A 26084-nucleotide genomic window follows, 5' to 3' on the forward strand; every position below is an offset into this window, starting at 1 on the left:
ACTCGAACCCCCAACCCTTTCCTTAGGACGGAACTGCTCTTCCATTGAGCTACAGAGGCTGACCCCGCGAGTCTACCGAACCCGCGCCTCCTGCCGTCCGGCCCACCATGCACCCCGTTCGCGAAGATGAACCCCGATGAAGCGGGGTTCGTCTTCGCAAACGGGGTTCATGGGCAGACGAGCGGGCGCCGGCGCCAGGCCTCACGCGGCGGCGAGGTACTCGTCCCAGTTCGCCTGCGTCCGCTCCATGCCGCGCACGACCCAGCCGACCCCGTGCGGCGGCTTGGGCGTGAAGAGCAGCTCCCAGCCCATCTCGTGCGGGGTGCGGTCGCTCTTGAGGTTGTTGCACTTGAGGCAGCACGCGACGAGGTTCTCCCAGCTGTCCGCCCCGCCCCGCGACCGCGGCTGCACGTGGTCGATCGTCGTCGCGGACCGACCGCAGTAGGCGCACCGGTGCGAGTCGCGCCGCATGACGCCCCGCCTCGAGACGGGGATCTGCCGGGTGTGCGGGATGCGCACGTACCGCGTCAGCACGATGACCGACGGGCGATCCCACGACGTCGCCGCCCCGCGCACGGGGTGTTCCGCATCGGCGGCGACGACGGTCGCCTTCTGGCTCATGACGAGGACGAGGGCCCGCCGGTCGGACACGACTCCGAGGGGCTCGTAACCGGCGTTCAGGACGAGAGTGCGCATGCTTTCCCTTTCGAAGCACCCTGGACGGCTTCCAGGGATTCGATCTCTCGGGGCTGCGCAGGCCCAACAGGCCCACCGATACGAAAAAAGCACCGTCACGAGGACGGTGCTCTGTCACATGGCGGGGTGTCGTATGTGCTCGTGCGACAGCGCACCCATGGTGCGGGTGGCGGTCGAACGAGGCATCTGACGCTCCTGGTCTCAGCGGAACTCCGAGATCGCCAGGTTAACCCCGGAAGGGTCGCACTGCCTAGAGGCAGGACGACCCTTCACAGGTTGTTCACGCGGGGCGCCGTCCGGGCGCACGATGCCCCGGGAGGCGCGGTGTCCCGGGAGGCGCGGTGCCCCAGGAGGCGCGGGTCGCCTACGCCCCGTAGCGCACGTAGTGCACCGCGGAGGTCCACAGCGGGCGGACGCTGACCGAGCCACCGGGCTTCGGTGCGTCGAGGATCATGCCGTTTCCGGCGTAGAACCCGTCGTGCGACCCGTCGTTGAAGATGACGACGTCGCCGGGCTGCGCCTCGGCGGCCGAGATCGGCGTGCCCAGGGCTCCCTGGCGGGTGACCGAGTGCGGCAGCGAGATGCCGTACTGCGAGTAGACGTACATCACGAAGCCCGAGCAGTCGAAGCCGGCCGGGGTCGCGCCACCGAAGACGTAGGGCGTGCCGACGTACTGCAGGGCCGTCGCGTAGACGGCGCTGAGGCTGAACGCTCCCGGCGTGGCGACGGTGCCCGTCGCCGAGCTCGTCGCGGCGGCCACGTTCTGGGCGGCCGTCGGGCCCGTGTAGCTGGCATAGCTCGCGGCCAACGCCGCACGCTCGGCCTCACGCTGGCTGGCGAGGGCGGCCGCGTTGAGGTCCGCCTGCGACGTCGCCGTGTAGCCGTCTCGGGTGGCGTCCGCGAGGGCGACGTCGTCCGCGACCGCGACGCTCTGCGCGTGGCTGGTCGACGAGCTCGTCGACGCGGCGCCGACGCTCGGGCCGTTCGCCGCCGCCGGGTTCGACGCGAACGCCGGCAGCGCCATCGTGCCGATCAGACCGGCGGTGAGCGTCATCACGGTCACCGAGACCACGCTGCGCTTGACCGACGGGCGGCCCGGGCGGGCGGCGGGCGCGGCCGTGGCCTGGGCGCGACGCAGCGACGAGCGGGTCGGCAGATCGGCGGGGGTGCGGGTGGCGACGGTGCGGTTCGGGCGCACGTCGGGGGTGTGGTCTGAGCCGGGGAGGGTCAAGAGGGTGGGTCTCCTGCGTCTCGACAGCTTTCGGGAAGCTGTCCCGTCCGTTCGTTCGTATCGCGACGACACACGGCAGGAGACGGGCGTGAAAGACGTCCTGCCACGGGTCCGGCGGCCGGTTCAGCAGCCTGGGGACTCAGCGACTGTAGCCCAGCGACCCCTGCGAGATCATCCTCGAGAGGGATATTTGTAACGAATCGGTAAACGACTGCGTGATCCGGCGCAGAACGCAGGAGGCGCGGCGCACGGACGCAAGAATCCCGCGCGGCCGCATCCCGCCTCGGTGAGCGGTCAGAGCCCGACGTAGATGTGCTGTGCGACCTCGGTCGGCAGCTCGAGGCCCTCGTCGTGGCCCTCGACCTTGACGAAGACGTACGACCCCGCCGAGCGAAGGGTCGCGACGCCGCCCGGCAGCACGCCGGCGCCCTGCAACTGCTGCAGCAGCTCGGGCTCGAACTGCACCGGCTCGGCCAGGCGACGGATCGGCCGGGTGACGCCCTCGGGGTGCTCGGCGAGCACGGCCACGAGGTTGACCACGCCGTCGAGGAAGCGCCCCGCGGGAGAGTCGCCGAGCTCGTCGAGCCCGGGGATCGGGTTGCCGTAGGGCGACTCGGTCGGGTGGTCGAGCATGTCGAGCAGGCGTCGTTCGACCTGCTCGCTCATGACGTGCTCCCACCGGCAGGCCTCGTCGTGCACGTAGGCCCAGTCGAGGCCGATCACGTCGGCGAGCAGGCGCTCGGCGAGGCGGTGCTTGCGCATGACGTGGGTCGCCTTCGCGCGTCCGTCGTGCGTGAGCTCGAGGTGTCGGTCGCCGGAGACGACGACCAGGCCGTCGCGTTCCATGCGGGCGATGGTCTGTGACACGGTCGGACCGGAGTGGCCGAGACGCTCGGAGATGCGCGCACGCAGCGGCACGATGTTCTCTTCTTCGAGGTCGAGGATCGTGCGCAGGTACATCTCTGTGGTGTCGACGAGATCGGTCAACAGGGGCCTCCCGGTGGAACACGTGGACTACCCCGCAAGCCTACCGGCTGCACGCTGGGCACCGCGCCGCGTCACTAGGATCGAGCGCATGGCGGACATCCGGATTCCCACTGACCTCTTGCCCACCGACGGCCGCTTCGGTTGCGGCCCTTCGAAGGTGCGGGCCGCCCAGCTCGAGCACCTCGTCACCGCCGGAGCGACGATCCTCGGCACCTCGCACCGTCAGGCCCCCGTGAAGGACCTGGTGGGTCGCGTCCGCGCCGAACTGGGTGAGCTCTTCCGCCTGCCCGACGGCTACGAGGTCGTGCTGGGCAACGGCGGCTCGACCGCCTTCTGGGACGCGGCGGCGTTCGGGCTCGTCGAGAAGCGGGCCGAGAACCTGTCGTTCGGCGAGTTCGGCTCGAAGTTCGCCAAGGCCGTCGCCGCCCCCTGGCTGGAGGCACCCCACGTGATCACGGCCGAGGGCGGGTCGTTGGCCGAGGTCGAGGTGCTCGAGGGCGTCGACGTCTACGCCTGGCCGCACAACGAGACCTCGACCGGCGTCATGGCACCGGTCACCCGGGTCGCCGGCGACCCCGGTGCCCTCACCGTCGTCGACGCGACGAGCGCGGCGGGCGGCATCGACGTCGACGCCTCGCAGGCCGACGTCTACTACTTCGCCCCGCAGAAGAACTTCGCGAGCGACGGCGGCCTCTGGTTCGCGCTCTTCTCCCCCGCGGCGATCGAGCGCGTCGAGCGGATCGCCGCCAGCGGCCGTTACATCCCCGAGTTCCTCAGCCTCAAGAACGCCGTCGACAACTCGCGGCTCGACCAGACGTTGAACACGCCCGCCCTGACGACCCTGCTGCTGCTCGAGGACCAGACCCGCTGGATGCTCGAGAACGGCGGACTCGCCTGGGCCGACGCCCGCACGCGCGAGTCGTCGTCGGCGCTGTACGACTGGGCCACCGCCTCCGAGTACGCGACCCCGTTCGTCGTCGACCCGTCGCACCGTTCCCAGGTCGTGGCGACCATCGACTTCGCCGAGTCGATCGACGCCGCCGCGATCGCGAAGGTGCTCCGCGCCAACGGCATCGTCGACACCGAGCCCTACCGCAAGCTCGGCCGCAACCAGTTGCGCGTCGCGACCTTCACGGCCATCGAGCCCGACGACGTCCGCCAGCTGATCCGGTCGATCGAGTTCGTCGTCGACGCCCTCTGACCGATCGCCCGCACGACGGAGGCCCCGACACGATCGTGTCGGGGCCTTCGTCGTGGTCCGACCCCGACGCAGGAGGCGCGGGTCGGGCCTGAGGGACTACTTCCGTCGCCTGCTCAGCGGGTCCTCGTCCTCGCCGTCCCAGTCGTCGTCGTGCGAGTCGTCGTCGAGGTCCGCCTCGGGGTGCGCGGCCGGCACGACGGGTGCGTCGACGGCCCGCCCGGAATCGTCGGAGTCGTCAGAGTCGTCGTCGGAGTCCTCGGAGTCCTCGGAGTCCTCGGAGGCGTCGACCAAGTCGTCGATGTCGACGCCGTCCACGTCGCCGCCGTGCACGATCGACCCGCGCTCGTCGTCGGACTCGTCCTCGTCGTCCGAGTCGTCGTCGTCCGAGTCGTCGTCGTCCGAGTCGTCTTCGTCGTCGTCGTCCGACTCGTCGTCCTCGTCGTCGCCGTGGGCCTCCTGGGCCTTCATGTCGGCGAGGCGGTCGGCCCACGGCACCCAGTCCGGGGCGAGCAGGGCGCCGTCACCGGGCATGAGCTCGGCCTCGAGCACCGAGGGCTCTTCGCCGTCGAGGTGGGCGACGCTGACCGTCCAGTGCCAGCCGGGGTAACCGGGCAGCAGCGTGGCGAAGCGCACCGAGGTGACGCCGGGCTCGTCGTCGATCGGGTCGGCCTCGGCACCGATCGTCTCGTCGGGCGTGATCTCGGTGAGAGCGCGACGGGCGAGCTCGGACCAGGGCGTGCGCGTGGCGGCCTCAGGCATCGAACGAGTCCGCGACGGTGCGCAGCAGCACGGCGATGCGCGCGCCGTTCTGCGGGTACCGGCCGTGACGGAGGTCGCCGCCGGCCTTGTCGAGCACCTTGACGAGGTCTTCGACGATGACGGCCATGTCGTCGGCGGAGCGACGGTTCATCTTGGCGAGGCTGGGGGCGGCTTCGAGTACGCGGACCGACAGGGCCTGCGCGCCGCGCTTGCCGTCGGCGATGCCGTACTCGAGGCGGGTTCCCGCCTTGACACCCACGGTGCCGGCGGGCAGGGCCGACGCGTGGAGGAAGACCTCTTGGCCGTCATCGCTGCTGATGAAGCCGAAGCCCTTCTCGTCGTCGTAGAACTTGACCTTGCCGGTGGGCATGACTGGACCTCTCGTGAAGACGGGTGACCCTGGGGGTGGGTCGCCCCAGCTTAGATCGCCGGGTAGGGCCGCACCGCACTATCGTTGACCCGTGGCCAAGAAGATCGAACCGAGTGCGCCCTCTGACGTCAATCGTACAGAGCGCGTCCTCCTCTTCATGATCCTCGCCATCGTCGTCGTCTCGGTCCTCGCGTTCTTCACGAGGTTCGTGGGCGTGGCGACGGGTGTCACCGACTTCACCGCGGGCGTCTGGCCCGCACTCACGATCCTGCCCCTCATCGGGCTCCCGATCGCCTTCGCGATGCTCCTCGCATTCGTGGTGGCGAGCGCCGTGCGTCGCAGCCGCGACTCACGGGGCACCAGACGGTAACCGCAGACCCGGGCTGCACGACGGCTGGAGGCCTCGACCATGGCTAGTGCACTCGACCTCGCAGGCGTCCTGCGCGCCATCGACGACGACGACCTGTTGCGCCGCCTCGCTCGACGGCAGGTCCGGGCGTCGAGCGTCCACGACGCCTTCGACCTCGCGGACGTCCTGCTCGAGCCGGCCAGCGTGCGCGACGCCCTCGCCCACCTCGACCGCGTCGCGCTCATCGTGCTGCAGGTCGTGCGGGTGCCGGGCGACGTCGACGCCGTGCACGAGCGCATCGACGCCGCCTTCGAGGTCGACCGCGAGACGGTGTCCGCCGCGCTCGACCGTGTGGACGAGGCCTTCCTCGTGGTCCGCCGCGGCGACTCCGTCTCGACCCTCGACGCCGTGGGCGAGCGACTCGACGACGACCCCGCCCTGGCCCTCGAGGTCCTGACCTCCGAGCGACCCCCGGTCGTGCTCGAGACCGTCCTCGACCAGGCCCGCGACGACGCCGACGCCCGCTCGGCCGAGCGGCTGTACGCCGTCGTCATCGAGGTCGCCGAGATCCTCCGTGCCCTCGAGCAGTCACCTGCCCGCGAGCTCGCGAAGGGGGGCCTGGCCCTGCCCGAGTCGAGGCGCCTCGCCGAGGCCGCCCGCATCGACGTCGACGACGTGGCGACCGTGCTCGCCATCGCCGTGCGGGCCGGGTTGGCCGCGCCGAGCCCGGACGGCTGGGTCGTGGCCGCCGACGCGACCGACTGGCTCCGCGCCTCCTGGCCCGACCGGTGGCAGACGCTGACGCGGGCCTGGCTCGCATCGCTGCCGACCGAGATCCTCGCGGTGCTCGAGCAACGCGTCGACACGTCGTGGGGACTGCCGCTGCGCGAGTTCTCCGACTGGTCCTACCCGGCCGGCGGCAGCTGGATCACCGAGCGCATCGCCGCGTTCTCGCGCAGCGCCGAGGTGCTGGGCCTGACCTCCGACGACACCCCCACCTCGGCGGCCGTCGTCCTGTTCCGCGACGGTCCGGCCGCCGCCCGCACCCGGGTCGCCGCCCTGCTGCCCGACGCGGTCGAGCAGGTCTACCTGCAGCACGACCTCAGCGTCGTGTCGCCCGGGCCCCTGTCGCCCGCCATCGACGCCCGGCTCCGCGTCATCGCGGTGGTCGAGAGCGCGGGCCTCGCGGCCACCTACCGCATCACCGAGGGCGGACTGCAACGGGCCCTGAGCGAGGGCGAGTCCGCCGAATCGCTGCGCGAGTTCCTCGGCGGCATCTCGTCGACGGGCATCCCCCAGCCGCTCGACTACCTGATCCAGCAGAGCGCCGAACGGCACGGGCGCTACCGCGTCCGCGCGATCGCGCCGGGCGGCGCCCCCGCGGGCGTCCCGGGCGACGCACTGTCGCTCGTGGTCGCGGACGACCGCGCGAGCCTCGACACCCTCGAGGTCGACCAGTCGCTCTCGCCCCTCGCCCTGACCCGGGTCGACGCGACGACCGTGGCGAGCCGGTTCGAACGCGACACCGTCTTCTGGTCGTTGAGCGACGAGCGCTACCCCGTCGTCGTGGTCGACGAGGGCGGTGCCGAGGTCGTCCCGCCGTCCCGACGCCGACCCCGGCGACCGGCCCCGATCGAGACGCGTGACCCGCTGCGCGAACTCGTCCAGCGTCTGCACACCGACCCCGGCTCCGGTGACGAGTCCACCGACCGTGCCTGGATCGCCCGCCAGCTCGACGCCGCCGTGAAGGGCCGTCTGACGGTCACGGTGACGGTCGCGATGCCCGACGGCAGCACCACGACCCTCGACATGGAGCCCACCGGCATCGGGGGCGGACGCGTCCGCGGTCGCGACAAGAAGTCCGACGTCGAGCGCACGCTGCCGCTGAAGAACGTGGTGGCGGTCGCGAGTCGCGACTGAGGCGGGCGCCCCTCGTCGGCCGAGCCGCGCCTCCTCGTCCTGCCGGGTGGGCGCCGACCGGTGCCCGGCTGTGAGAGCCGAGACCGGGCGCGCCTAGACTCGACCCTCATGACCGGACCCCTGATCGTGCAGAGCGATCGCACCGTCCTGCTCGAGGTCGCGCACGAGCAGGCGGAGGACGCGCGGCACGACCTGAGCGTCTTCGCCGAGCTCGAGCGCGCTCCCGAGCACGTGCACACCTACCGCATCACCCGCCTCGGACTGTGGAACGCACGGGCGGCCGGGCACAGTGCCGACGACATGCTCGGCACGCTCGAGAAGTACAGCAAGTTCCCGGTGCCGCAGAGCGTAAGCGTCGACATCGCCGAGACCGTCGCCCGCTACGGCCGCATCGTCATCGAGCGCGACGGCGACCAGTTGCTGCTGCGCGGCACCGACAGCTCCGTGCTGAGCGAGGTCACCCGGGCCAAGAAGGTCGGCGAGCTGCTCGGCGTCAAGCGGGCCGACGACCTGTGGGAGCTCCTGCCGTGGGCGCGCGGCGAGGTCAAGCAACAGCTCGTCAAGCTCGGCTGGCCCGCCGAGGACCACGCCGGTTACACGCCCGGCACCCCGCACGCCATCGACCTCGACGAGAGCGACTGGCACCTGCGCGACTACCAGCAGAAGGCGATCGACAACTTCTTCGAGGGCGGCTCGGGCGTCGTCGTGCTGCCGTGCGGCGCCGGCAAGACCCTCGTCGGGGCCGGGGCCATGGCGGCCGCCGGCACCACCACGCTGATCCTCGTCACGAACACCGTCTCCGCGCGACAGTGGCGGGACGAGCTGCTCAAGCGCACCTCGCTGACCGAGGACGAGATCGGCGAGTACTCCGGCTCGGTGAAAGAGGTCAAGCCGGTCACCATCGCCACCTACCAGATCCTCACGGCCCGCCGTGGGGGCAAGTACACGCACCTCTCGCTGCTCGACGCGCTCGACTGGGGCCTGGTCGTCTACGACGAGGTGCACCTCCTGCCCGCGCCGGTCTTTAAGCTGACCGCCGAGCTGCAGGCCCGCAGGCGCCTCGGCCTCACCGCCACGCTGGTCCGTGAGGACGGCCGCGAGAGCGACGTCTTCAGCCTGATCGGCCCCAAGCGCTTCGACGCCCCGTGGAAGGAGATCGAGGCCCAGGGCTTCATCTCGCCGGCCTCGTGCTACGAGGTGCGGGTCGACCTCCCCCAGGAGGCGCGGCTCGAGTACGCGGCCTCCCCCGACGACGAGCGCTACCGGCTGGCCGCGACGGCCCCGGCCAAGCTCGACGTGGTCAAGCACCTCGTGGCCCGGCACGACGGCGAGCAGATCCTCGTCATCGGCCAGTACCTCGACCAGCTCGACGAGCTCGCCGCGGTGCTCGACGCCCCCACGCTGACCGGCAGCACGGCCATCGACGAGCGCGAGCGCCTCTACCAGCGCTTCCGCGACGGCGACCTCAAGGTGCTCGTCGTCTCGAAGGTGGCCAACTTCTCGGTCGACCTGCCCGAGGCGACCGTGGCCATCCAGGTGAGCGGCTCGTACGGGTCGCGGCAAGAAGAGGCACAGCGACTCGGTCGTCTGCTGCGGCCGAAGAAGTCGGGCTTGCCGGCCTCGTTCTACACGCTCGTCAGCCGCGACACGGTCGACCAGGACTTCGCCCAGAACCGTCAGCGGTTCCTGGCCGAACAGGGCTACAGCTACACGATCCTCGACTCGCCGGTGGTCGCCGCGTGAGCGACGCCACGGACGCCGACCTCCCCCTGGGCGACGACGAGCTCTGGCGCGACAGCCTGCGAAGGGTGTTCGCGGCCGACCAGGCCCCGTTCGCGACGTTCGGTCCGCTCGTGGCCTCCCTCGACCACGACGCCATGGAGTTCCGCGGCCAGGTCGCCCGGTTCGCCGAGTGGGACCCGTCCGTCGTCGTGTCGGTCGCCCGCACCTACGAGGTGCAGGGCGGCCTCCACGCGGGCGCGACCCTCAGCATCGTGACCTGGAGCCCCGACCCCGAGGTGATCGAACGCAGCGACCTGCTCGCCGGGTCGCCGGTCAAGGACCACCTGTTCGCCGGCCTCACCGCGATCGGCGCCACCGACGACGCCTCCGAGGCCCAGGTCGTCGCCGCGTCGGTCGAGGAGTTCCCGGGGTGGCAGATCACCCGGGCCTCGGGCTACACCGCGGTGCTCGAGCGGCGTGAAGGCGTCGACTTCACGCTGGCCGTGCCCGACGAGCTGCTCGAGTTGACGACGCGCGTCGCCCTGGTGCCCAACGTCGAGTGGTCCGCCCCCGACGCCTGAGCGTCCGCGTCCGCGTCTGCGTCCACGTCCACGTCCACGTCCACGTCCACGTCCATGCGTCCCGCTGTCTCGGCCACCTGAGGGCTGCCGCTCCGGCAGCGTGCGGGTGACGTGCCTCCGGCTCACAGGAAACACCGAGGAGGCGCGCAGATACTTGGGCGCATGAGTGACGGCCCCAAGATCCTGATCGTCGACGACGAACCGAACATCCGCGACCTGTTGACCACCAGCCTGCGTTTCGCAGGCTTCGCCGTCCGTGCGGTCGGCAACGGCGCGCAGGCGATCTCGGCGGTCCTCGAAGAAGAACCCGACCTGATCATCCTCGACGTGATGTTGCCCGACATGAACGGGTTCGGCGTCACCAAGCGCCTCCGCTCGTCGGGCTACACCTCGCCGATCCTCTTCCTCACGGCGAAGGACGACACCGAGGACAAGATCACGGGCCTCACGGTCGGCGGCGACGACTACGTCACCAAGCCCTTCAGCCTCGACGAGATCGTCGCGCGCATCAAGGCGATCCTGCGTCGCACGATGAACGAGGACGAAGACGCCATCATCCGTGCCGGCGAGCTGACGATGGACCAGGACACCCACGAGGTCACCATCGGCGAGACGGCCATCGAGCTCAGCCCCACCGAGTTCAAGCTGCTCCGTTACCTCATGCTCAACCCGAACCGCGTGCTGTCGAAGGCCCAGATCCTCGACCACGTGTGGGAGTACGACTTCAACGGCGACGCCGGCATCGTCGAGAGCTACATCTCGTACCTGCGTCGCAAGCTCGACCAGTTCTCGACGGAGCCCATCATCCAGACCAAGCGGGGCTTCGGCTACATGCTCAAGGCCACAAAGGCCTGACCACCAGCCCTGGTGCGTGAACACGACGACGCCCGACCGCCCCGAGCGGTCGGGCGTCATCGTGCGTGCTCCGACGGGCGGGGTGCGCCCAGCCGGTTCCGCTAGCGTCTGTCCTCATGCACGCTCGCCTCTCGCAGTGGTGGAACGAGATCTCCATCCGCACCAAGATCACCGGCATCACGGTGACCCTGGTCACCCTCGGCCTCGTCGTCGCCGGCCTGGGAACGATGACCGTCCTGAGCACCTACCTCATGGGTCAGGTCGACACGTCCCTGCGGAACTCGGCGACCAACTTCACCAGCGCCTCGTTCGACCAGGCGGACTCCCGCTCGTGCACCGTGAACTTCGCGGGCCTGACCAGCAGCTACGTCGCGATCCTAGACGACGAGGGCGACCTCATCTGCGACACCCGTTCGCAGCTGTCGAGTGCCACCGACGCCCCCGACCTCACGGGCGTCGGCGTCGCCGGCGCTCCCCTCGACGAGGCCTTCAACCGGTACAACTCGAGCCGCGACAACGAGTGGCGCCTCTTCGCCCACGCGGCCGCCCTGCGCTCGACCGACGCCCAGGGCAGCGTGACGACCGTGCCCGCCGTCATCGTGGCCGGCACGAACCTGGCGGGCACCAATGCGACGATCGGGCGCTTCGGCGGCATCTTCCTCGGCTTCGGCCTCTCGGTCGTCGTGCTCGGCGCCGCCCTCACCCGCCTGCTCGTCACGTCGACCTTCGCGCCGCTGCGTGACGTCGAGGCCACGGCGGCCCGCTTCGCCGACGGCGACTTCACCCAGCGGCTCGACTCCACGACGCCTAACACCGAGGTCGGGCGTCTGAACCGATCGCTCAACACGATGCTCAACCGGATCGACAGCGCCTTCGACGACCGGGCCAAGACGATCGACCAGATGCGCCGCTTCGTCGGCGACGCCAGTCACGAGCTCCGGACGCCGCTCGTCTCCCTCCGCGGCTACGCCGAGCTCTACCGCATGGGTGCCCTGACGAAACCCGAGGACGTGGCCCAGGCCATGGACAGGATCGAGAAGGAGGCCATCCGCATGGGCGTCCTCGTGCAGGACCTGCTCGCCCTCGCCCGTCTCGACGAATCCAAGCCGCTCGAGCTCGGCCCCGTCGACCTCGTCCAGCTCGCCCGCGACTCGGCCCTCGACACCATGGCGTCGAACCCCGATCGCGACATCGACGTGATCGTGCTCGAGCCCGTCCTCGCGCCGTCGCCCACCCCCGCCGACGGCGACGAGACCCCGGCCGACGGACGTTCCCCCGAGACGGCCTCGCCCGCCGCGAACACCCCCGCGACGGGCACGGCGCTCACGGGCGCAGCCGTCGGCGCGACGAGCCCGATCTCGTTCGCGGGCGCGACCCTCGCGCGCCTCCGCAGCCTGAGGGCTCGGGCCGTCCGCAACGGCGACACGGCGACGGCCGCCCAGCTGCAGGACGAGGTGCAGAGGTTCGAGGCCCCGGCCATCGTGCACGGCGAAGAGAACAAGATCCGTCAGGTGATCACGAACCTGATGGGCAACGCCATGCGGTTCACCGAGCCGGACAGCCCGATCGAACTCGTGGTGCAGTCCGACCCCGGACGCGGTGTGGCCACCGTCGCCATCGTCGACCACGGCGAGGGCATCCCGCCGCAGATCCGCGAGAAGATCTTCCAGCGGTTCTGGCGTGCCGACTCGTCCCGCACGCGCGACACCGGTGGCAGCGGCCTCGGCCTGGCCATCGTCTCGGGCATCGTCGCGGCCCACGGCGGCTCGGTGGACGTCGACGACACCCCCGGCGGTGGAGCCACCTTCCGTGTCGCCCTGCCGCTGATGCCCGCCGACGCTCTCACCCCGGCCGAGCCCTCCGTCGCGACCGCGTAGCCCGACCGACCCCGGCCCGCGCCGGACGCCGCGCGCCCCGCGCCCCGTGCCCCGTGACCCGTGACCCGTGCAACCGGCGCACGACGCCAGGAAGTGGACACCGCACCACGTCTTCTCGTGGCGCCGTGTCCACAACGTGGTGTCGTGTCCACAACGTGGTGTCGTGTCCACTTCTAGCGTCGTCCGGAGCCGGTGCCGAAGCCCGGCCGAACCGCGGCTCACGTCCCTCCCCCCGGCGACGCCGAAGGGCGGCTCCCCCGGAGGGGAACCGCCCTTGAGCGTGTGCGCGGCGTGAGCCGCGCGGCTGCGGACTAGAAGTCCATGCCACCCGAGGGGTCGCCGGCCGGGGCCGGGTTCTTCTCGGGCTTGTCGGCGACGACGGCCTCGGTCGTGAGGAACAGACCGGCGATCGACGCGGCGTTCTGCAGAGCCGAGCGCGTGACCTTGGCGGGGTCGATGATGCCGGCGGCCAGCATGTCGACGTACTCGCCGGTCGCGGCGTTGAGGCCCCAACCGATGTCGAGCCCGCGGACCTTGTCGGCCACGACGCCGGGCTCCATGCCGGCGTTGAAGGCGATCTGCTTCAGGGGAGCGTCGATCGCGACGCGGACGATGTTCGCACCCGTCGCCTCGTCGCCCTCGAGCTGCAGGTTGGCCAGAGCGGTCTTGCCGGCCTGGATGAGGGCGACGCCACCACCGGCGACGATGCCCTCTTCGACGGCGGCCTTCGCGTTGCGCACGGCGTCCTCGATGCGGTGCTTGCGCTCTTTCAGCTCGACCTCGGTCGCGGCACCCGCCTTGATGACGGCGACGCCACCGGCGAGCTTCGCGAGGCGCTCCTGGAGCTTCTCACGGTCGTAGTCGCTGTCGGTCGCCTCGATCTCGCTGCGGATCTGACGGACGCGGCCGGCGATCTGCTCGTCGTCGCCGGCACCCTCGACGATGGTCGTCTCGTCCTTGGTGATGATGACCTTGCGGGCACGGCCGAGCAGGTCGAGCGTCGCGTTCTCGAGCTTGAGACCGACCTCTTCGGCGATGACCTGACCACCGGTGAGGATGGCGATGTCCTGGAGCTGAGCCTTGCGACGGTCACCGAAGCCGGGGGCCTTGACGGCGACCGACTTGAAGATGCCGCGGATCTTGTTCACGACGAGCGTGGCAAGGGCCTCACCGTCGACGTCCTCGGCGATGATCAGCAGCTGCTTGCCCGACTGGATCACCTTGTCGACGATCGGCAGCAGGTCCTTGATGTTCGAGATCTTCGAGTTGACGATGAGCACGTAGGCGTCTTCGAAGACGGCCTCCTGTCGCTCGGGGTCGGTGACGAAGTACTGCGACAGGTAGCCCTTGTCGAAGCGCATGCCCTCGGTGAGCTCGAGCTCGGTGCCGAAGGTGTTGCTCTCCTCGACGGTGACGACGCCCTCTTTGCCGACCTTGTCGATCGCCTCGGCGATGAGCGCACCGATGGTGGGGTCGGCGGCCGAGATCGAGGCCGTGGCAGCGATCTGCTCTTTGGTCTCGATGTCCTTCGCGTCGGCGAGCAGCTGGTCGGAGACGGCCTGGGCGGCCTTCTCGATGCCGCGCTTCAGCGAGATGGGGTCGGCACCGGCCGCGACGTTGCGCAGACCTTCGCGGACGAGGGCCTGGGCCAGCACCGTCGCGGTGGTCGTGCCGTCACCGGCGACGTCGTCGGTCTTCTTCGCGACCTCTTTGACGAGCTCGGCACCGATCTTCTCGAAGGGGTCGTCGAGCTCGATCTCCTTGGCGATGGAGACGCCGTCGTTCGTGATGGTGGGGGCGCCCCACTTCTTCTCGAGCACGACGTTGCGACCACGCGGGCCGAGCGTGACCTTCACCGCGTCGGCCAGGATGTTCAGGCCACGCTCGAGGCCACGACGGGCCTCTTCGTCAAAAGCAATGATCTTAGCCATGTGTGTTTTTCGTCCCTCCCGGACGTCATGAAGCAGAAGCATTGGCACTCACGTGTCGCGAGTGCCAGCAACGATTCTGGCACTCGCCCGATGAGAGTGCAAGTGACGTGACGGGGCCCGGACGCACGAGCACGCCGCCACGGTGGACCGTGACGGCGTGCGGCGTGGGAGTGGGCGCGGCGAGGCGCTCCGGCGGGCCTCAGGCGAGCCGGACGGACTCCGCCTGCGGCCCCTTGTCGCCCGTGCCGACCTCGAACACGACGGCCTGGCCCTCTTCGAGCACCTTGTACCCGCTCATGTCGATGGCCGAGTAGTGCACGAAGACGTCCTGGCCATCACCCTCGACGGTGATGAAGCCGTAGCCCTTCTCCGCGTTGAACCATTTCACGGTCCCGTTTGCCATGGTGTCGCTCCCCTTTTGCTGTGGTGGTACGGCGCGTGCGGTGCTGCAGGGCCGGGTCGTCGACGCAGCGACCTGCGAACCCGGACGGGACAGCGTCACTCGTGCAGAACACCAGGTCGGCGAGCCGTGAGGGGCGACCAATTCCAGATGGTAACCACGGGAAAAGCGGAAAAGCGCGCCCCGACCGAGAAACACCCGCAGAAAGCGAGGATTTCACCGGTTATTAAACGTGGGCGTAACACGGGAGGTGCGGTGAGGGCCCGACGGGACCCGCGCCTCCTCGGATCGATGCCGCGGGAGCGGCGTCCTCAGGCGCTGTAGTCGGCCCCGAGGACGATGGTGACGGCGGCACCCGGGAAGGCGTCGCTCGCCTCGACGTCGGTGATGCCGAGCTGCTGGGCGAGCCCGAGCGCCGCGGCCTCGTCGTCGGCCGCCGAGTAGTAGACGGTCGACGTCGCGACGCGCTCGCTGGCGTTGCCCTGGGTGCCGACGACCCACCCGGCGGTCTCGAGCCGCTCGGAGGCCGAACCGGCGAGCCCGGCGGTGGCCGTGCCGTTCAGGACGGTGATGGTGGTGACCGAGGGGTCGACCTGCGAGGGGTCCGTCAGCGGGGCCACCGTCGGCGAGGCCGTCGGGGTCACCGTCTCCGTCTCGGGCGCCTGGGCCTCGGCGGTGCTCGACGACGAGGGGTTGACGAACTGGAAGCTGTTGTTCGCGACCCCGAGGTAGACCACGCCGGCACCGACCAGCACGCCGACGGCCAACGCGGCCCAGGCGAAGGCGATCCAGCCGCTGCCGGGGCGCTTCTCGGCCCGGTGGGCTCCGACGCGGTCGAGGTCGGCGGGGACGTCGTCGAACCGGTCTCGGTCGAATTTCGGCATGCGTGGTCTCTCGTGGGTCAGCGGGTCGGACCGAACGAACGGGTCGATCGGGCGTCGCGGCGGGCGACTCGCAGGCGCTGCAGGCGGCCGACGAGCATGGGTGCGTAGGCCAGTGCAGCGGGTCGGTCTATGAGCGAGTTGAGCAGTTGCTGGTAGCGGACGATCCCGAGGCCGAACTCGCGACGGACGGCGGCCTCCCGGGCACCGGCGGCGGCCGGGGCGTGCTGCTCGAAGTCCAGGACGGCACGGTCGAGCTCGGACAACGCGCTCGAGCGCACGTCGTCACCTGTCGCCTTCTCGTCCATCGTCGAGGCCCTCCCCTGGGTTCCGGGTCATCCTATGGGCGGCACCCCGACCGATCGCGGAGGCCGGGGGCGTGGTCCGACAACCCGTCCACGCGCTCGGGGAGCCGCCCGGCGCCGCGAGCTGCCGACCCGTGGTCAGGCCCTGAGGTGCAGCCGCGAGCCGTGGGCGTCCCCCACGCCCAGCACCCGGCCGTCGAGGGCGAGGGCCGCGAACGCGTCGTCGGGAGACACCCCCGTCGGCACCTCGGCGACCACGTCGCTCAGCAGGTCTCGTCGTTCGTACGAGATCCACCGCGCGCCCAGCCGGCCGACCTGGTCGACGAAGGCCTGACGCCGGCGACCCGGCAGGTAGACGAGGGTGCCCGTCGAGACGACGACGAGCGTGACGCCCGTCGGGGCCTCGGCCGCGAGCGGGGCGAGACCGTCGACGGCGTCCGCCGCCACGAGACGAGGAGGCGCGGTGCGGGCGAGCGCGACGGCCCGCCCCAGCAGGTCCCGCCGATCGGCGCGCTCGGGGGGCAGCAGCGTCGCGAGCCAGGCGACCTGGTCGGGGTCGCGGACGTCGACCGGGTCGAGGTCGATCCCCGCCCGCCAGACGATCTCGGGAAGCGGGGCCGTCGGCAGCTCCGCCTCGGACCGGGCCGCGCCGTCGACGACGACGTCGATCCCGAGCTGCACCGTGCTCGACGGATCGCCCCAGCTCCGGCCACCGGAGCGGTAGCCGTAGCGGTCGACAGCGAGGCAGAGCCCGGCCGAGGCGCCGACCTCGATGAGGGCGATCGGGCCCGGCACGCGGGCCAGCGCGATCGACAACGGGGCACAGCGGCGCACGTCGTTGGTCTGGGTGAGCCGTCGGCCGAGTTCGGCCACGACGTCGTCGGAGCGGGCGAGCAGCCAGGGCCGCAGCACCGACCAGGGGCCGTGCGGCGCACCCAGCCACCGGCAGACCGCGAGGACGAGGACGGGCTGGCGCCGCGCCTCCTCGGCTCGATCGACGACGGCGAGCGCCGCCGGATCGCCCGCGACGCCCCGCGCGAGTTCTGCCTGCGACGGCGACCCCTCGCGGTCGAAGGCGAGGGCCGCGGCCAGGAAGCGGTCGGAGGTGCTCACGAGCAGGAGTCTGACAGCCCGGTGGGGGCCGGGGAATCGTGCACCGGCCGACCGTGTTGAATGAGGAGTCCCGACAAGCAAGGAGATCATCGTGGCGTACAAGATCGAGAAGACCGACGAGCAGTGGCGCGAAGAGCTCGACGCCGAGCAGTACTCCGTCCTGCGGGAGGCCGCCACCGAGCGCCCGTGGACGGGTGAACTGCTCGACGAGAGCCGTGCCGGCGTCTACGCCTGTGCGGCGTGCAGCGCCGAACTGTTCAAGAGCGGCACCAAGTTCGACAGCGGCTGCGGCTGGCCCAGCTTCTACGAGTCGGTGAACCCGGACGCGGTCCAGCTGATCGAGGACAACTCGCTCGGCATGACCCGCACCGAGGTCCGGTGCGCGAACTGCGGTTCGCACCTGGGCCACGTGTTCCCCGACGGTTTCGGCACGCCGACCGGCGACCGTTACTGCATGAACAGCATCTCGCTCGACTTCAAGGCCGCCGAGTAGTGAGCGCCGTCGCCGACGCCGCCCGACGTCGTCGGTCGCGGTCGAAGGTCACCGACGTCGCGCCGACGCACGAGCAGTTGCTCGACGCGGTGCGGTCGGCGGCGACGGTGGCGGACCACTCCGAGCTGAGGCCCTGGCGCCTGATCGAGTTCCGCGGGGACGACCGGCTCGTCGTGGGCCGGTCGCTGGCCGACGCGGGTGGGGCCGAGGGCCACGCTCGCGACAAGCTCACGCAGAAGGCGCTGCGGGCGCCGCTGATCGTCGCGGTGGTCGTCTCGCCCCGCGACAGCCGCAAGGTGCCCTACTGGGAGCAAGAATCGGTCGCCTCGGGCGTCGCGCACCTGCTGTCCCTCGTGCTCGACGACGAGGGCTGGGGCGTGTTCTGGCGCACGGGCGTCCTGACCCGGGCTCCCCAGGTGGCGGCCGCGCACGGCCTGCGCGAGGGCGAGCAGTTGCTGGGCTGGCTCTACGTGGGCGGACGCGACGGTGACGACGCCAAGCCTCGCAAGCTGCTCGACCCCGAGCAGTTCGTCAGCACGCCGTAGCGGGTCGACCGCCCTCGGCGGCACCCGGTCGCGGGTGCCGCGCCGGTCACCAGGTCTTGTGGCTGTTGCCGATCACCGTGATGGGCAGCCAGAACGACCCGGTCATCAGGACGATGCCCCCGAAGAAGACGAAGGCGTTGGGCTCGCCCGAACCGAACGAGTAGGCGAACAGGGCGAAGCTGACGAAGAGCATGGCGAGCGAACCGAGCGCGGTCAAGATCGTGGACAAGGGGGCTCCTCAGGTCGGTGCGTCCGGCGGACGCGGTGCGCTGCGTCTACTTCACCACTTCTCGGCCTCGGAACGCCAATCCTGCACCGACCGCATGCTGCTCGCCGGGTGAGGAGGCGCGGGCTGGGTAAGATGGGCACGCTCCGCCGGCCTGGCGCAATTGGTAGCGCATCCGACTTGTAATCGGAAGGTTACGGGTTCAAGTCCCGTGGCCGGCTCTCTTCTCCCGCCGTTCCGACAAGACGCTCACGGCTCACCCCTCGAGGGCGACGAGCAGGTGACGCAGGCCGTCCGCGACGGCTGGGCGCGCCTCCTCGGGCAGGGCGGCGAGCACGGCCCGCTCGTCCGCGAGCTGGACCTCGAGCACGCGGTCGATCAGACGACGCCCGGCCGCGGTCGGCGCGACGAAGTAGCCACGGTGGTCGGCGGGATTCGCCGAGCGATCGACGAGGCCCGCCGCCAGCAGCCCCTTGACGCGCTTCGTCACGGCCGGCGGTGAGAGCAGGGTCTCGTCCGCCAACTGCGTCGGACTCATCGGTCCGCCGCGGCGCGTCAGGGCGGCGAGGAGGTCGAAGTCCGCGCGCCCCAGGCCGAACTCGGCGAGCAGGTCGTCGCTGCGACGCTGCACGATGCGGGCGAGCCGGTTCACCCGGCCGACGACCGGGATCGCCGAGACGTCGAGGTCGGGTCGGAGTTCGCGCCACCGGTCGTGGACGTCGTCCATCACGTCTCGGAGTCCGGGATCGGTCATGCCCTTGAGCCTAGCGATGCTTCACGAGTAAAGTGATGCGCAGATCATTCACCCGTGAAGCAGTTCGACGACGAGCGCCCACGCCGCGCCGACCAGAGGACCGCCCATCACGACCACGACCTCCCCCCACCGCCTGCTGCCGCACCCGCGCGACCTGGTCCGCTTCGGCCCGCACGACGGCGCCCACCGACCGGCAGCCCGCGTCGCCGCGTCCGTCCTGGCACCGATGGTCGTGCTGGCGCTGATCGGCCGCGTGGAGTGGACGCCCTACGCGGTGTTCGGGGCCTTCGCCTCGGCTTTCGGCCGGGGGCTGCCCCGCTTCCAGCGGCTCGAGATGCAGCTCGAGGCCGGGCTCGTCCTCGTCGCCTGCGTGGTGCTCGGCACCGCGCTGGCCGCCTCGACGGCCCCGGTCTGGCTGCTCGTCGTCACGATCGGCGTCGTGGCCGGCATCACCTCGGCCCTCTCCGACCTGCGCCGCTGGAGCCCGCCCGGGCCGCTCTTCTTCGTCTTCGGCCTGGGCGTCACCGCGTTCGTGCCCGCGACCGGGTCGACCGTCGCCGTCGCGGCCGTGGTCGCCCCGGCGAGCCTCGCCCTCGCCCTGCTCGCGTCGCTCGCGGGCGTGCTGCTGCCCGCCGGTCGTCGCGCGCTCGCGACCGTCGGCGGACGCCGATGGAGGCGCGGGCCCCGTCCCCTGGACGGCCGGCGGACGGTCGTCCACGCCGCCGTCTGCCTGGTCGCCTCGATCGCGGCCGGGCTGATCAGCCTCGGTCTCGGCGTGCAGAGCCCGTACTGGGCCATGGTGTCGGCCGTGGTGCCCGTGGTGGGGACCGCGACGGCGGGCCAGCTCGTGCGGGCCGGCCACCGCCTCCTCGGCACCCTCGTCGGGGTGGGCCTCGCCGCTCTGCTGCTGGCGTGGCACCCCGGGGTCGCGGCCCTGATCGTCGCCTTCGGCGTGCTCCAGTTCGCGACCGAGCTGCTGATCGTCCGCAACTACGGGCTCGCGCTGGTCACCATCACGCCCATGGCGCTCGGCATGCGGGCACTCGGCGGCGCACCCGTCGACGTGGGCGCCCTCGTGGCGGCCCGGACGGCCGACACCGCCATCGGGGTGGGCGTGGTGGTCGTCGTGCTCCTCGCGACGCACCGGCTGCGGAGGCCCCGGCCGGAGGCGTCCGTCTGACCCGAGGGGCCGGGTGGCCCCGGCCGAGCGGTCAGGCCTGGCGCGCCCTCGCCCGGCGGCCGTCCTTGCTCCACCAGATGAGGTCGGCGACGCCCTGCGCGACCAGCAGCACGGCGACGATCAGGATGATGACGGTGATCGCCTGGACCGGCACCCCCGAGGCGATGTTGAGCACCTGCACGACGAGGCCGAACAGGCCGATCAGCACCTCGAACACGGCGGGCACCACGGCACCCGTCTTCGTCAGGGTGAACCAGGGTCGCCGCAGGTCGCTCATGCACCCGAGGGTACAAGGTGCGCGGGCTACGATCGCCGGGACCCCGATCCGCCGAGGAGGCACCGTGCGACGACGCGACGTCCACGTCGATCCCGACGTGCCGAACTGGCTGCTGACCAAACGCGGCGGCCTCGCCCTGCCCCTCGTCACGTCGTTCTGCGCGCTCGTCGTGATCGCGAGCATCGTCGCCGCCCTGACGGTCGGCGGCGGCCACGTCACCGTCGTCACCGTCGTCGTCGTCGCCGCCGGCCTGGGTGCCGTCACCTGGGCGGTGGCCGACCTCGTCTGGTGGACGCGCGACGACCGCCGCCGCATCGTCCGGCTGCCCCGCGACCCCGGGGCCTGACGCCGGAACCCCCGGTCACATGCCGTTCAGGGCATGGACGTGCCCCGTCAACCTGGCAACCACCCAGCGTGCGCCGCCGTAAACTGACTGATGCACCGGACCGGTGCCCACGACGTTCGGCTCCGCTCGCGACCCCGCGCGCGCGTGCAGCCCCACCCCGCCACAACTCGACAGGGAGTTCCGTTGAACGGAAACGCTACGACCCGGCACAGCAACGTCGCGTTGCTGTCGGTCACCAGCACCATGGCCGACCGGGTCACCACCTCCGAGAGCATCGACGAGAAGCTCGGCCCCGTGCTCAAGCGCCTCAAGCTGCCCACGGGCCTGCTGCAGCGCGTCGCCGGCGTGTACGAGCGCCGCAACTGGAGCACCGAGCAGAGCTTCGACGCGGCGGCGATCGACGCCGGCAAGCGGGCGCTGGCCGAGGCCGGCATCCGCCCCGACCAGGTCGGCCTGCTGATCAACACGTCGGTCACGCGCCCCCACCTCGAGCCCTCGGTCGCCGTGCGCCTGCACCACGGCCTCGGCCTGCCCTCGTCGGCCACGAACTTCGACATCGCCAACGCCTGCCTCGGCTTCGTCAACGGCATGACCCTCGCAGCCCAGCTGATCGACGCGGGTCAGATCGACTACGCCGTCATCATCGACGGCGAGGACGCCGACGACGTCCAGGTCAACACGATCGATCGCCTCCTCACCAAGGGCTACGGCCGCGACGACTTCATGAGCGAGTTCGCCAGCCTCACCCTGGGCTCCGGGGCCGCCGCCGCCGTCATCGGCCGTGCCGACCTCCACCCCGAGGGCCACCGCATCGTCGGCGGCGTCACCCGCGCCGCCACCGAGAACTACGACCTCTGCGTCGGCAGCGTCGACGGCATGTTCACCGACGCCAAGGCCCTGCTCAAGCGCGGCATGGAACTCGTCGTCTCGGCCTGGAAAGAGGCCAAGCGCGACTGGAACTGGCAGCGCATGGACCGCTACATCATGCATCAGGTCAGCGACGTGCACACGGGTGCCTTCGTCAAGGCCGCCGGCATCGACAAGAAGCTCGTCCCGCTCACCTACCCGACCCTCGGCAACGTGGGCCCGGCGTCGATCCCGATCACGCTGGTCGAAGAGAGCAAAACCCTCAGCAAGGGCGACCGCGTCCTGTTGATGGGCGTCGGCTCGGGCATCAACACCGCGATGATGGAGCTCGCCTGGTGAGTCGGCTCCCGCGGTCCGCCTCCGCCACGGCGCCGGCGTCACGTCCCCCCGCGGGTCTCGACGGGCTCGACCCGTCGTGGTCGCGTCTCGTCGACGTGCCGTACGGGCTCGGCGCACACCGCGCCTCCCGCACCTGGCACGTCCTCGACAACGCCGAGGCGCTGGCCGAGGTCGGCGCCGAACCGGTCGGCACCATCCTCTGCGTGCACGGCAACCCGACCTGGTCGTACCTCTGGCGCCGCCTCGTCGCCCGCACGGTCGAGACGGCCGTCGCCGGGGGGCCCGCGTGGCGCGTCGTCGCGGTCGACCAGCTCGACATGGGCTTCTCCGAGCGCACGGGCTCGCCGCAGACGCTGGCCCGCCGCGTCGCCGACCTGGGCGACCTCACCGACGCCCTCGAGGTCACCGGGCCCGTCGTCACCCTCGGCCACGACTGGGGCGGCGTCGTCTCGATGGGCTGGGCGGTCGACCACCCCGACCAACTGGCCGGGCTCATGCTGCTCAACACCGCGATCCACCAGCCCGAGGGCGAGAAGATCCCCCCTCCCCTGCGCCTCACCCTCGCCCGCGGCGTGCTGGGCCGGGCGACCGTCGGCACCACCGGGTTCCTCGACGTGACCCTCGGCCTCGCCCACCCGCCGCTCTCGCCCGAGGTGAAGGCCGGCTTCCGCGCTCCGTACCGCCAGGCCGACCGCCGCGGCGGCATCGGTGGCTTCGTGGCCGACATCCCGGTCGACGACGGGCACGTCAGCAGCCCCGAGCTCGACCGCATCGCCGAGGGCCTGCGCGCACTCACCGTGCCGGCCCTGATGCTCTGGGGCCCGCGCGATCCGATCTTCTCCGACCGGTACCTCGACGACCTGGTCGGCCGCCTGCCGCACGCCGACGTGCACCGTTTCGAGGGTGCGGGCCACCTCGTCGCCGAGGACGTCGACTACGCCGGAGCCGTGCTCACCTGGCTGGGCGACCGGCTGCCCGGCGGGACGGCCGCCGTCGACGCCCCGGCCCGAGCCGCCACCGAGGCCCGAGTCGCCGCCCCGGTCGGAACCGAGGAGGCGCGGGTCGCCTCCCCGCAGGACCGCCCGCTCTGGTCGTACCTGGACTCCCTGGCCGACAGCCCGGCCACCGCGCTCGTCGAGATGGCACCCGCGGGTGCCGACGGCCCGCGTTCGATCAGCTGGAGCCTGCTCGCCCGGCGCGTCCACGAGATCGCGCTCGGTCTGCGGAAGCACGGCGTGCGCCCCGGCGACCGCGTCTCGCTGCTCGTCCAGCCCGGTGCCGACCTGACCGCGGTGCTCTACGCCTGCGTCCGCCTCGGTGCCGTCGTGGTCGTGGCCGACGCCGGTCTCGGCGTGCGCGGCCTGACCCGCGCCGTCCGCGGCGCGTGGCCCGACCACGTGATCGGGCAGCTCCCGGGGCTCACGGCGGCCACCGCCCTCGGTTGGCCGGGCCGCAAGATCTCGACGACGACGCTGTCGCCGGTCGCCGCCCGGGCACTCGGCGTCGAGGCCTCGCTGCCCGAGATCGCCGCCCTCGGCCGCCGCGCCCACGGTGCCCTCGCCGAGCTGCCCGACGCCCCCACGGCCGACGCCGAGGCCGCCATCCTGTTCACCTCGGGCTCGACCGGCCCCGCGAAGGGCGTCGTCTACCGGCACGGCCAGCTGACGGCCCTGCGCGACGCCCTGGCCGAGCAGTACGACGTCGGTCCGGGCACGGGCCTGGTGGCCGGCTTCGCCCCGTTCGCCCTGCTGGGCCCCGCCCTCGGGGCGACGAGCGTCACCCCCGACATGGACGTCACGAAGCCGCGCACCCTCACCGCCCGGTCCGTCGCGGCCGCCACGGCGGCGGTGGACGCCACCGTGGTGTTCCTCTCCCCCGCCGCGCTCGCCAACGTCGTCGCGACGTCGGACGACCTCGACGACGCGGACCACCGCGCGCTGGCCGGCGTCGAGACCTTCCTGTCGGCGGGCGCGCCCGTCTCCGAGGCGCTGCTGGCGGCGGCCGGCGACCTCATGCCGAACGCGACGCCCCACACGCCATACGGCATGACCGAGGGCCTGCTGATGACCGACGTCACGCTCGAGGGCGTGCGCTCCGCGGCCGCCGACCGTGGGGCAGCCGTCGCCGCGGGTGCGCCCGACGCCGGCGGGGTCTGCGTCGGGCTGCCCGGCGCGACCACGACGGTGCGGATCGCTCCCCTCGACGACGGGGGCCGCGCCTCCTCGGCGTTCACCGACGCCCCCGGCGTCACGGGCGAGATCGTCGTCTCGGCGCCCCACGTCGAGGACCACTACGACCGTCTCTGGCTGACGCACCGCCTCAGCCGCCTGGGCTCGACCGCCGAGACCCGCTGGCACCGCACCGGCGACGTCGGGCACCTCGACGCGCAGGGTCGACTCTGGGTCGAGGGCCGCCTGCCCCACGTGATCACGACGTCGACGGGCGTGCTGACGCCGGTGGCATCCGAACAGGCCGTGGAGGCGCGGGCCGCCATCGCGCGCGCCGCCGTCGTCGGCGTCGGTCCGGCCGGCACGCAGCAGGTCGTCGTCGTGGCCGAGACCGTCCCCCCGGCTCGTCGCCCGGGGCTGGCGTCCGCGGCCCTGGCGGCCTCGGTCCGCTCGGCCGTCCGGTCGGCGTCGGGTCGACCCGTGGCCGCGGTGCTCGTCGTGCCGCAGCTGCCGACCGACGTGCGGCACAACAGCAAGATCGACCGCACGGGCCTGGCCGCGTGGGCGACGTCCGTGCTGTCCGGCGGCCGGATGCGTCGCCCGTGAGGGTGCTGGTCACCGGCGCGAGCGGCCTGCTCGGCGGTGCCGTCGCCCGCGCCGTCACCGACGCCGGACACGATGTCACGACCTTCCAGCGTCGGCCCTCCGGCGTGCCCGGTGCCCGCGACGTGCTCGGGTCGATGACGAACCCGCGGGCCGTCGCCGCCGCCGTCCGCGACCAGGACGCCGTCGTCCACCTCGCGGCCAAGGTGTCGCTCACCGGTGAACCGGCCGAGTTCGAAGCCGTCAACGTCGGGGGCACGCGCTCCCTGATCGAGGCGATGCGCGCCTCCTCGGTGCCCCGGCTGGTCTTCGTCTCGTCGCCGTCCGTGGCGCACGCCGGGTCGTCCATCGTCGGTGACGACGCCCTGCCCGCCTCGCCCGGACACGCCCGAGGCGACTACGCCCGCACCAAGGCCGCGGCCGAGCGGGTCGCCCTCGGGGCCGCCGACGCCGACCTGCGCGTGGTGGCCGTCCGCCCCCACCTCGTCTGGGGACCGGGCGACACGCAGCTCGTCGAGCGGATCGTCGACCGTGCGCGCTCCGGCCGCCTGCCGCTGCTCGACCACGGCGCCGCCCTGATCGACTCCACCTACGTGGACAACGCGGCGTCCGGCATCGCCGCCGCGCTCGCACGCGTCGACGAGGTCAGCGGCGAGTCGTACGTGATCAGCAACGGCGAGCCCCGCACCGTCGCCGACCTGATGGCCGGCATCTGCGCGGCCGCCGGGGTGCCCGCGCCTCGCCTGCGGGTGCCGGCCGGGATCGCCCGCGCCGCGGGGTCGCTGGTCGAGCGCGTCTGGGCCGTGCGGCCGGGCACCGACGAACCACCCATGACGAGGTTCCTCGCCGAGCAGCTGTCCACGGCGCACTGGTTCGACCAGCGGCGCACCCAGCGCGACCTGCGGTGGACACCGGCCGTGACCGTCGACGAGGGCCTGAGTCGTCTCGCCGCCTGGTACGCCGCCGGGCAGCCCGCCGTCTGAGACCCGCCGCCCGGCCACCCTCGGGTCGGCGGGTTCCCGTCGTGCCCGGCGGGTCGGCGATGACCCGCCAGGGGTGACGGGAGCCCGCCGACTCCCCCGGGCGGAGGGAACCAGGGCGAGGCGGC

27 protein-coding genes and 2 tRNA genes (1 of these 29 cut by a window edge) are annotated in these 26084 nt (G+C 71.8%); 15 read left to right on the plus strand and 14 right to left on the minus strand.

Translation table 11 applies throughout. From position 1 onward, the window contains the following. The 4 genes from ASL10_RS15780 to ASL10_RS00250 all read right to left on the minus strand — a co-directional run. Window positions 1-59 (minus strand) — tRNA-Arg (locus tag ASL10_RS15780) (it extends 42 nt beyond the left edge of the window). Between the two features lie 142 nt (window positions 60-201). After that, a complete protein-coding gene (locus tag ASL10_RS00240; protein WP_056043069.1) occupies window positions 202-696 on the minus strand; it encodes an HNH endonuclease in 495 nt (164 codons plus the stop codon). Between the two features lie 364 nt (window positions 697-1060). Continuing rightward, window positions 1061-1894, minus strand: a complete 834-nt coding sequence (locus ASL10_RS00245) for a C40 family peptidase (RefSeq protein ID WP_157485169.1) — start codon at window positions 1892-1894, stop codon at window positions 1061-1063. A gap of 327 nt (window positions 1895-2221) precedes the next feature. Continuing rightward, window positions 2222-2914: a metal-dependent transcriptional regulator gene (locus ASL10_RS00250; RefSeq protein ID WP_056043076.1), complete on the minus strand. Its 693-nt coding sequence runs from the start codon at window positions 2912-2914 to the stop codon at window positions 2222-2224. A gap of 88 nt (window positions 2915-3002) precedes the next feature. On the opposite strand from ASL10_RS00250, the gene serC reads away from it, so the two are divergent. After that, window positions 3003-4115, plus strand: coding sequence for a phosphoserine transaminase (gene serC, locus ASL10_RS00255; RefSeq protein WP_056043084.1), 1113 nt, complete (start codon window positions 3003-3005; stop codon window positions 4113-4115). Window positions 4116-4211: 96 nt separating this feature from the next. On the opposite strand, the gene ASL10_RS00260 is transcribed toward serC, so the two are convergent. Next, a complete protein-coding gene (locus tag ASL10_RS00260) occupies window positions 4212-4874 on the minus strand; it encodes a DUF3027 domain-containing protein (RefSeq protein ID WP_056043087.1) in 663 nt (220 codons plus the stop codon). Then, complete coding sequence (locus tag ASL10_RS00265) at window positions 4867-5244, minus strand: cold-shock protein (RefSeq protein WP_043593516.1); 378 nt, start codon at window positions 5242-5244, stop codon at window positions 4867-4869. The genes ASL10_RS00260 and ASL10_RS00265 overlap by 8 nt, the downstream gene beginning before the upstream one ends. A gap of 91 nt (window positions 5245-5335) precedes the next feature. On the opposite strand from ASL10_RS00265, the gene ASL10_RS00270 reads away from it, so the two are divergent. From ASL10_RS00270 to ASL10_RS00295, 6 genes are all read left to right on the plus strand, one after another. After that, the gene (locus ASL10_RS00270; RefSeq protein WP_054146822.1) at window positions 5336-5614 is read left to right on the plus strand and encodes a hypothetical protein; all 279 of its coding nucleotides are present in this window, start codon (window positions 5336-5338) and stop codon (window positions 5612-5614) included. Between the two features lie 39 nt (window positions 5615-5653). Continuing rightward, window positions 5654-7513, plus strand: a complete 1860-nt coding sequence (locus tag ASL10_RS00275) for a helicase-associated domain-containing protein (protein WP_056043092.1) — start codon at window positions 5654-5656, stop codon at window positions 7511-7513. A gap of 108 nt (window positions 7514-7621) precedes the next feature. Continuing rightward, window positions 7622-9256 carry a DNA repair helicase XPB gene (locus ASL10_RS00280; protein ID WP_056043095.1) on the plus strand — a complete coding sequence of 545 codons (1635 nt, stop codon included), beginning with the start codon at window positions 7622-7624 and terminating at the stop codon, window positions 9254-9256. Continuing rightward, complete coding sequence (locus ASL10_RS00285; RefSeq protein WP_056043098.1) at window positions 9253-9816, plus strand: hypothetical protein; 564 nt, start codon at window positions 9253-9255, stop codon at window positions 9814-9816. Before ASL10_RS00280 ends, ASL10_RS00285 begins: the two co-directional genes overlap by 4 nt. A gap of 162 nt (window positions 9817-9978) precedes the next feature. Then, window positions 9979-10671 (plus strand): response regulator transcription factor, encoded by a 693-nt coding sequence (locus tag ASL10_RS00290; RefSeq protein ID WP_043593521.1) that lies wholly within the window; start codon window positions 9979-9981, stop codon window positions 10669-10671. Between the two features lie 116 nt (window positions 10672-10787). Beyond that, window positions 10788-12548, plus strand: a complete 1761-nt coding sequence (locus ASL10_RS00295; protein ID WP_056043100.1) for a cell wall metabolism sensor histidine kinase WalK — start codon at window positions 10788-10790, stop codon at window positions 12546-12548. 311 nt (window positions 12549-12859) lie between these two features. Here ASL10_RS00295 and groL read toward each other — a convergent pair whose 3' ends face one another. The 5 genes from groL to ASL10_RS00320 all read right to left on the minus strand — a co-directional run bounded on the left by groL (window position 12860) and on the right by ASL10_RS00320 (window position 17178). Next, the gene (groL, locus tag ASL10_RS00300) at window positions 12860-14479 is read right to left on the minus strand and encodes a chaperonin GroEL (protein ID WP_043593524.1); all 1620 of its coding nucleotides are present in this window, start codon (window positions 14477-14479) and stop codon (window positions 12860-12862) included. A gap of 199 nt (window positions 14480-14678) precedes the next feature. Beyond that, the gene (locus ASL10_RS00305) at window positions 14679-14882 is read right to left on the minus strand and encodes a cold-shock protein (RefSeq protein WP_054146828.1); all 204 of its coding nucleotides are present in this window, start codon (window positions 14880-14882) and stop codon (window positions 14679-14681) included. Between the two features lie 308 nt (window positions 14883-15190). After that, the gene (locus ASL10_RS00310) at window positions 15191-15763 is read right to left on the minus strand and encodes a LytR C-terminal domain-containing protein (RefSeq protein WP_056043103.1); all 573 of its coding nucleotides are present in this window, start codon (window positions 15761-15763) and stop codon (window positions 15191-15193) included. Window positions 15764-15780: 17 nt separating this feature from the next. Further along, a complete protein-coding gene (locus ASL10_RS00315) occupies window positions 15781-16068 on the minus strand; it encodes a DUF3263 domain-containing protein (RefSeq protein ID WP_056043106.1) in 288 nt (95 codons plus the stop codon). A gap of 135 nt (window positions 16069-16203) precedes the next feature. Further along, a complete protein-coding gene (locus tag ASL10_RS00320) occupies window positions 16204-17178 on the minus strand; it encodes a DUF2332 domain-containing protein (protein WP_056043109.1) in 975 nt (324 codons plus the stop codon). A 91-nt stretch (window positions 17179-17269) separates the two neighbouring features. Here ASL10_RS00320 and msrB point away from each other — a divergent pair, with 91 nt between their 5' ends. Beyond that, window positions 17270-17671, plus strand: a complete 402-nt coding sequence (gene msrB / locus ASL10_RS00325; protein ID WP_043593533.1) for a peptide-methionine (R)-S-oxide reductase MsrB — start codon at window positions 17270-17272, stop codon at window positions 17669-17671. After that, window positions 17671-18216, plus strand: coding sequence for a nitroreductase family protein (locus tag ASL10_RS00330; RefSeq protein WP_056043113.1), 546 nt, complete (start codon window positions 17671-17673; stop codon window positions 18214-18216). The genes msrB and ASL10_RS00330 overlap by 1 nt, the downstream gene beginning before the upstream one ends. Before the next feature lie 46 nt (window positions 18217-18262). Here ASL10_RS00330 and ASL10_RS00335 read toward each other — a convergent pair whose 3' ends face one another. Next, window positions 18263-18445 carry a hypothetical protein gene (locus ASL10_RS00335; RefSeq protein WP_055974590.1) on the minus strand — a complete coding sequence of 61 codons (183 nt, stop codon included), beginning with the start codon at window positions 18443-18445 and terminating at the stop codon, window positions 18263-18265. Between the two features lie 145 nt (window positions 18446-18590). Between ASL10_RS00335 and ASL10_RS00340 the strand changes: the two genes are divergently transcribed. Beyond that, window positions 18591-18663 (plus strand) — tRNA-Thr (locus tag ASL10_RS00340). A gap of 35 nt (window positions 18664-18698) precedes the next feature. On the opposite strand, the gene ASL10_RS00345 is transcribed toward ASL10_RS00340, so the two are convergent. Then, a complete protein-coding gene (locus ASL10_RS00345; RefSeq protein WP_082460032.1) occupies window positions 18699-19196 on the minus strand; it encodes a MarR family winged helix-turn-helix transcriptional regulator in 498 nt (165 codons plus the stop codon). 232 nt (window positions 19197-19428) lie between these two features. Here ASL10_RS00345 and ASL10_RS00350 point away from each other — a divergent pair, with 232 nt between their 5' ends. Next, window positions 19429-20376, plus strand: a complete 948-nt coding sequence (locus ASL10_RS00350; RefSeq protein ID WP_162234584.1) for an FUSC family protein — start codon at window positions 19429-19431, stop codon at window positions 20374-20376. A 31-nt stretch (window positions 20377-20407) separates the two neighbouring features. On the opposite strand, the gene ASL10_RS00355 is transcribed toward ASL10_RS00350, so the two are convergent. After that, entirely contained in the window at window positions 20408-20653 is a 246-nt protein-coding gene (locus ASL10_RS00355) for a hypothetical protein (protein WP_056043121.1), read from the minus strand. 64 nt (window positions 20654-20717) lie between these two features. Here ASL10_RS00355 and ASL10_RS00360 point away from each other — a divergent pair, with 64 nt between their 5' ends. The 4 genes from ASL10_RS00360 to ASL10_RS00375 all read left to right on the plus strand — a co-directional run bounded on the left by ASL10_RS00360 (window position 20718) and on the right by ASL10_RS00375 (window position 25959). Beyond that, entirely contained in the window at window positions 20718-20999 is a 282-nt protein-coding gene (locus ASL10_RS00360; protein WP_056043124.1) for a hypothetical protein, read from the plus strand. A 183-nt stretch (window positions 21000-21182) separates the two neighbouring features. After that, window positions 21183-22205, plus strand: a complete 1023-nt coding sequence (locus tag ASL10_RS00365) for a 3-oxoacyl-ACP synthase III (protein ID WP_056043127.1) — start codon at window positions 21183-21185, stop codon at window positions 22203-22205. Continuing rightward, on the plus strand, window positions 22202-24979 hold the full coding sequence (locus tag ASL10_RS00370) for an alpha/beta fold hydrolase (RefSeq protein ID WP_056043130.1): 2778 nt from the start codon (window positions 22202-22204) through the stop codon (window positions 24977-24979). Before ASL10_RS00365 ends, ASL10_RS00370 begins: the two co-directional genes overlap by 4 nt. Next, window positions 24976-25959 carry an NAD-dependent epimerase/dehydratase family protein gene (locus tag ASL10_RS00375; RefSeq protein ID WP_056044478.1) on the plus strand — a complete coding sequence of 328 codons (984 nt, stop codon included), beginning with the start codon at window positions 24976-24978 and terminating at the stop codon, window positions 25957-25959. Before ASL10_RS00370 ends, ASL10_RS00375 begins: the two co-directional genes overlap by 4 nt. The last annotated feature ends 125 nt before the right edge of the window (window positions 25960-26084 follow it).

The organism is Frigoribacterium sp. Leaf8 (assembly GCF_001421165.1).
In the GTDB taxonomy this organism is placed as follows: domain Bacteria; phylum Actinomycetota; class Actinomycetes; order Actinomycetales; family Microbacteriaceae; genus Frigoribacterium.

Excerpts from the sequence above, each read along its gene's own strand:
- ASL10_RS00240 (WP_056043069.1), bottom strand. The coding sequence starts at position 696 with ATGCGCACTCTCGTCCTGAACGCCGGTTACGAGCCCCTCGGAGTCGTG.
- serC (WP_056043084.1), top strand. The coding sequence starts at position 3,003 with ATGGCGGACATCCGGATTCCCACTGACCTCTTGCCCACCGACGGCCGC.
- ASL10_RS00260 (WP_056043087.1), bottom strand. The coding sequence starts at position 4,874 with ATGCCTGAGGCCGCCACGCGCACGCCCTGGTCCGAGCTCGCCCGTCGC.
- ASL10_RS00265 (WP_043593516.1), bottom strand. The coding sequence starts at position 5,244 with ATGCCCACCGGCAAGGTCAAGTTCTACGACGACGAGAAGGGCTTCGGC.
- ASL10_RS00275 (WP_056043092.1), top strand. The coding sequence starts at position 5,654 with ATGGCTAGTGCACTCGACCTCGCAGGCGTCCTGCGCGCCATCGACGAC.
- ASL10_RS00280 (WP_056043095.1), top strand. The coding sequence starts at position 7,622 with ATGACCGGACCCCTGATCGTGCAGAGCGATCGCACCGTCCTGCTCGAG.
- ASL10_RS00290 (WP_043593521.1), top strand. The coding sequence starts at position 9,979 with ATGAGTGACGGCCCCAAGATCCTGATCGTCGACGACGAACCGAACATC.
- ASL10_RS00295 (WP_056043100.1), top strand. The coding sequence starts at position 10,788 with ATGCACGCTCGCCTCTCGCAGTGGTGGAACGAGATCTCCATCCGCACC.
- groL (WP_043593524.1), bottom strand. The coding sequence starts at position 14,479 with ATGGCTAAGATCATTGCTTTTGACGAAGAGGCCCGTCGTGGCCTCGAG.
- ASL10_RS00305 (WP_054146828.1), bottom strand. The coding sequence starts at position 14,882 with ATGGCAAACGGGACCGTGAAATGGTTCAACGCGGAGAAGGGCTACGGC.
- ASL10_RS00310 (WP_056043103.1), bottom strand. The coding sequence starts at position 15,763 with ATGCCGAAATTCGACCGAGACCGGTTCGACGACGTCCCCGCCGACCTC.
- ASL10_RS00315 (WP_056043106.1), bottom strand. The coding sequence starts at position 16,068 with ATGGACGAGAAGGCGACAGGTGACGACGTGCGCTCGAGCGCGTTGTCC.
- ASL10_RS00345 (WP_082460032.1), bottom strand. The coding sequence starts at position 19,196 with ATGACCGATCCCGGACTCCGAGACGTGATGGACGACGTCCACGACCGG.
- ASL10_RS00355 (WP_056043121.1), bottom strand. The coding sequence starts at position 20,653 with ATGAGCGACCTGCGGCGACCCTGGTTCACCCTGACGAAGACGGGTGCC.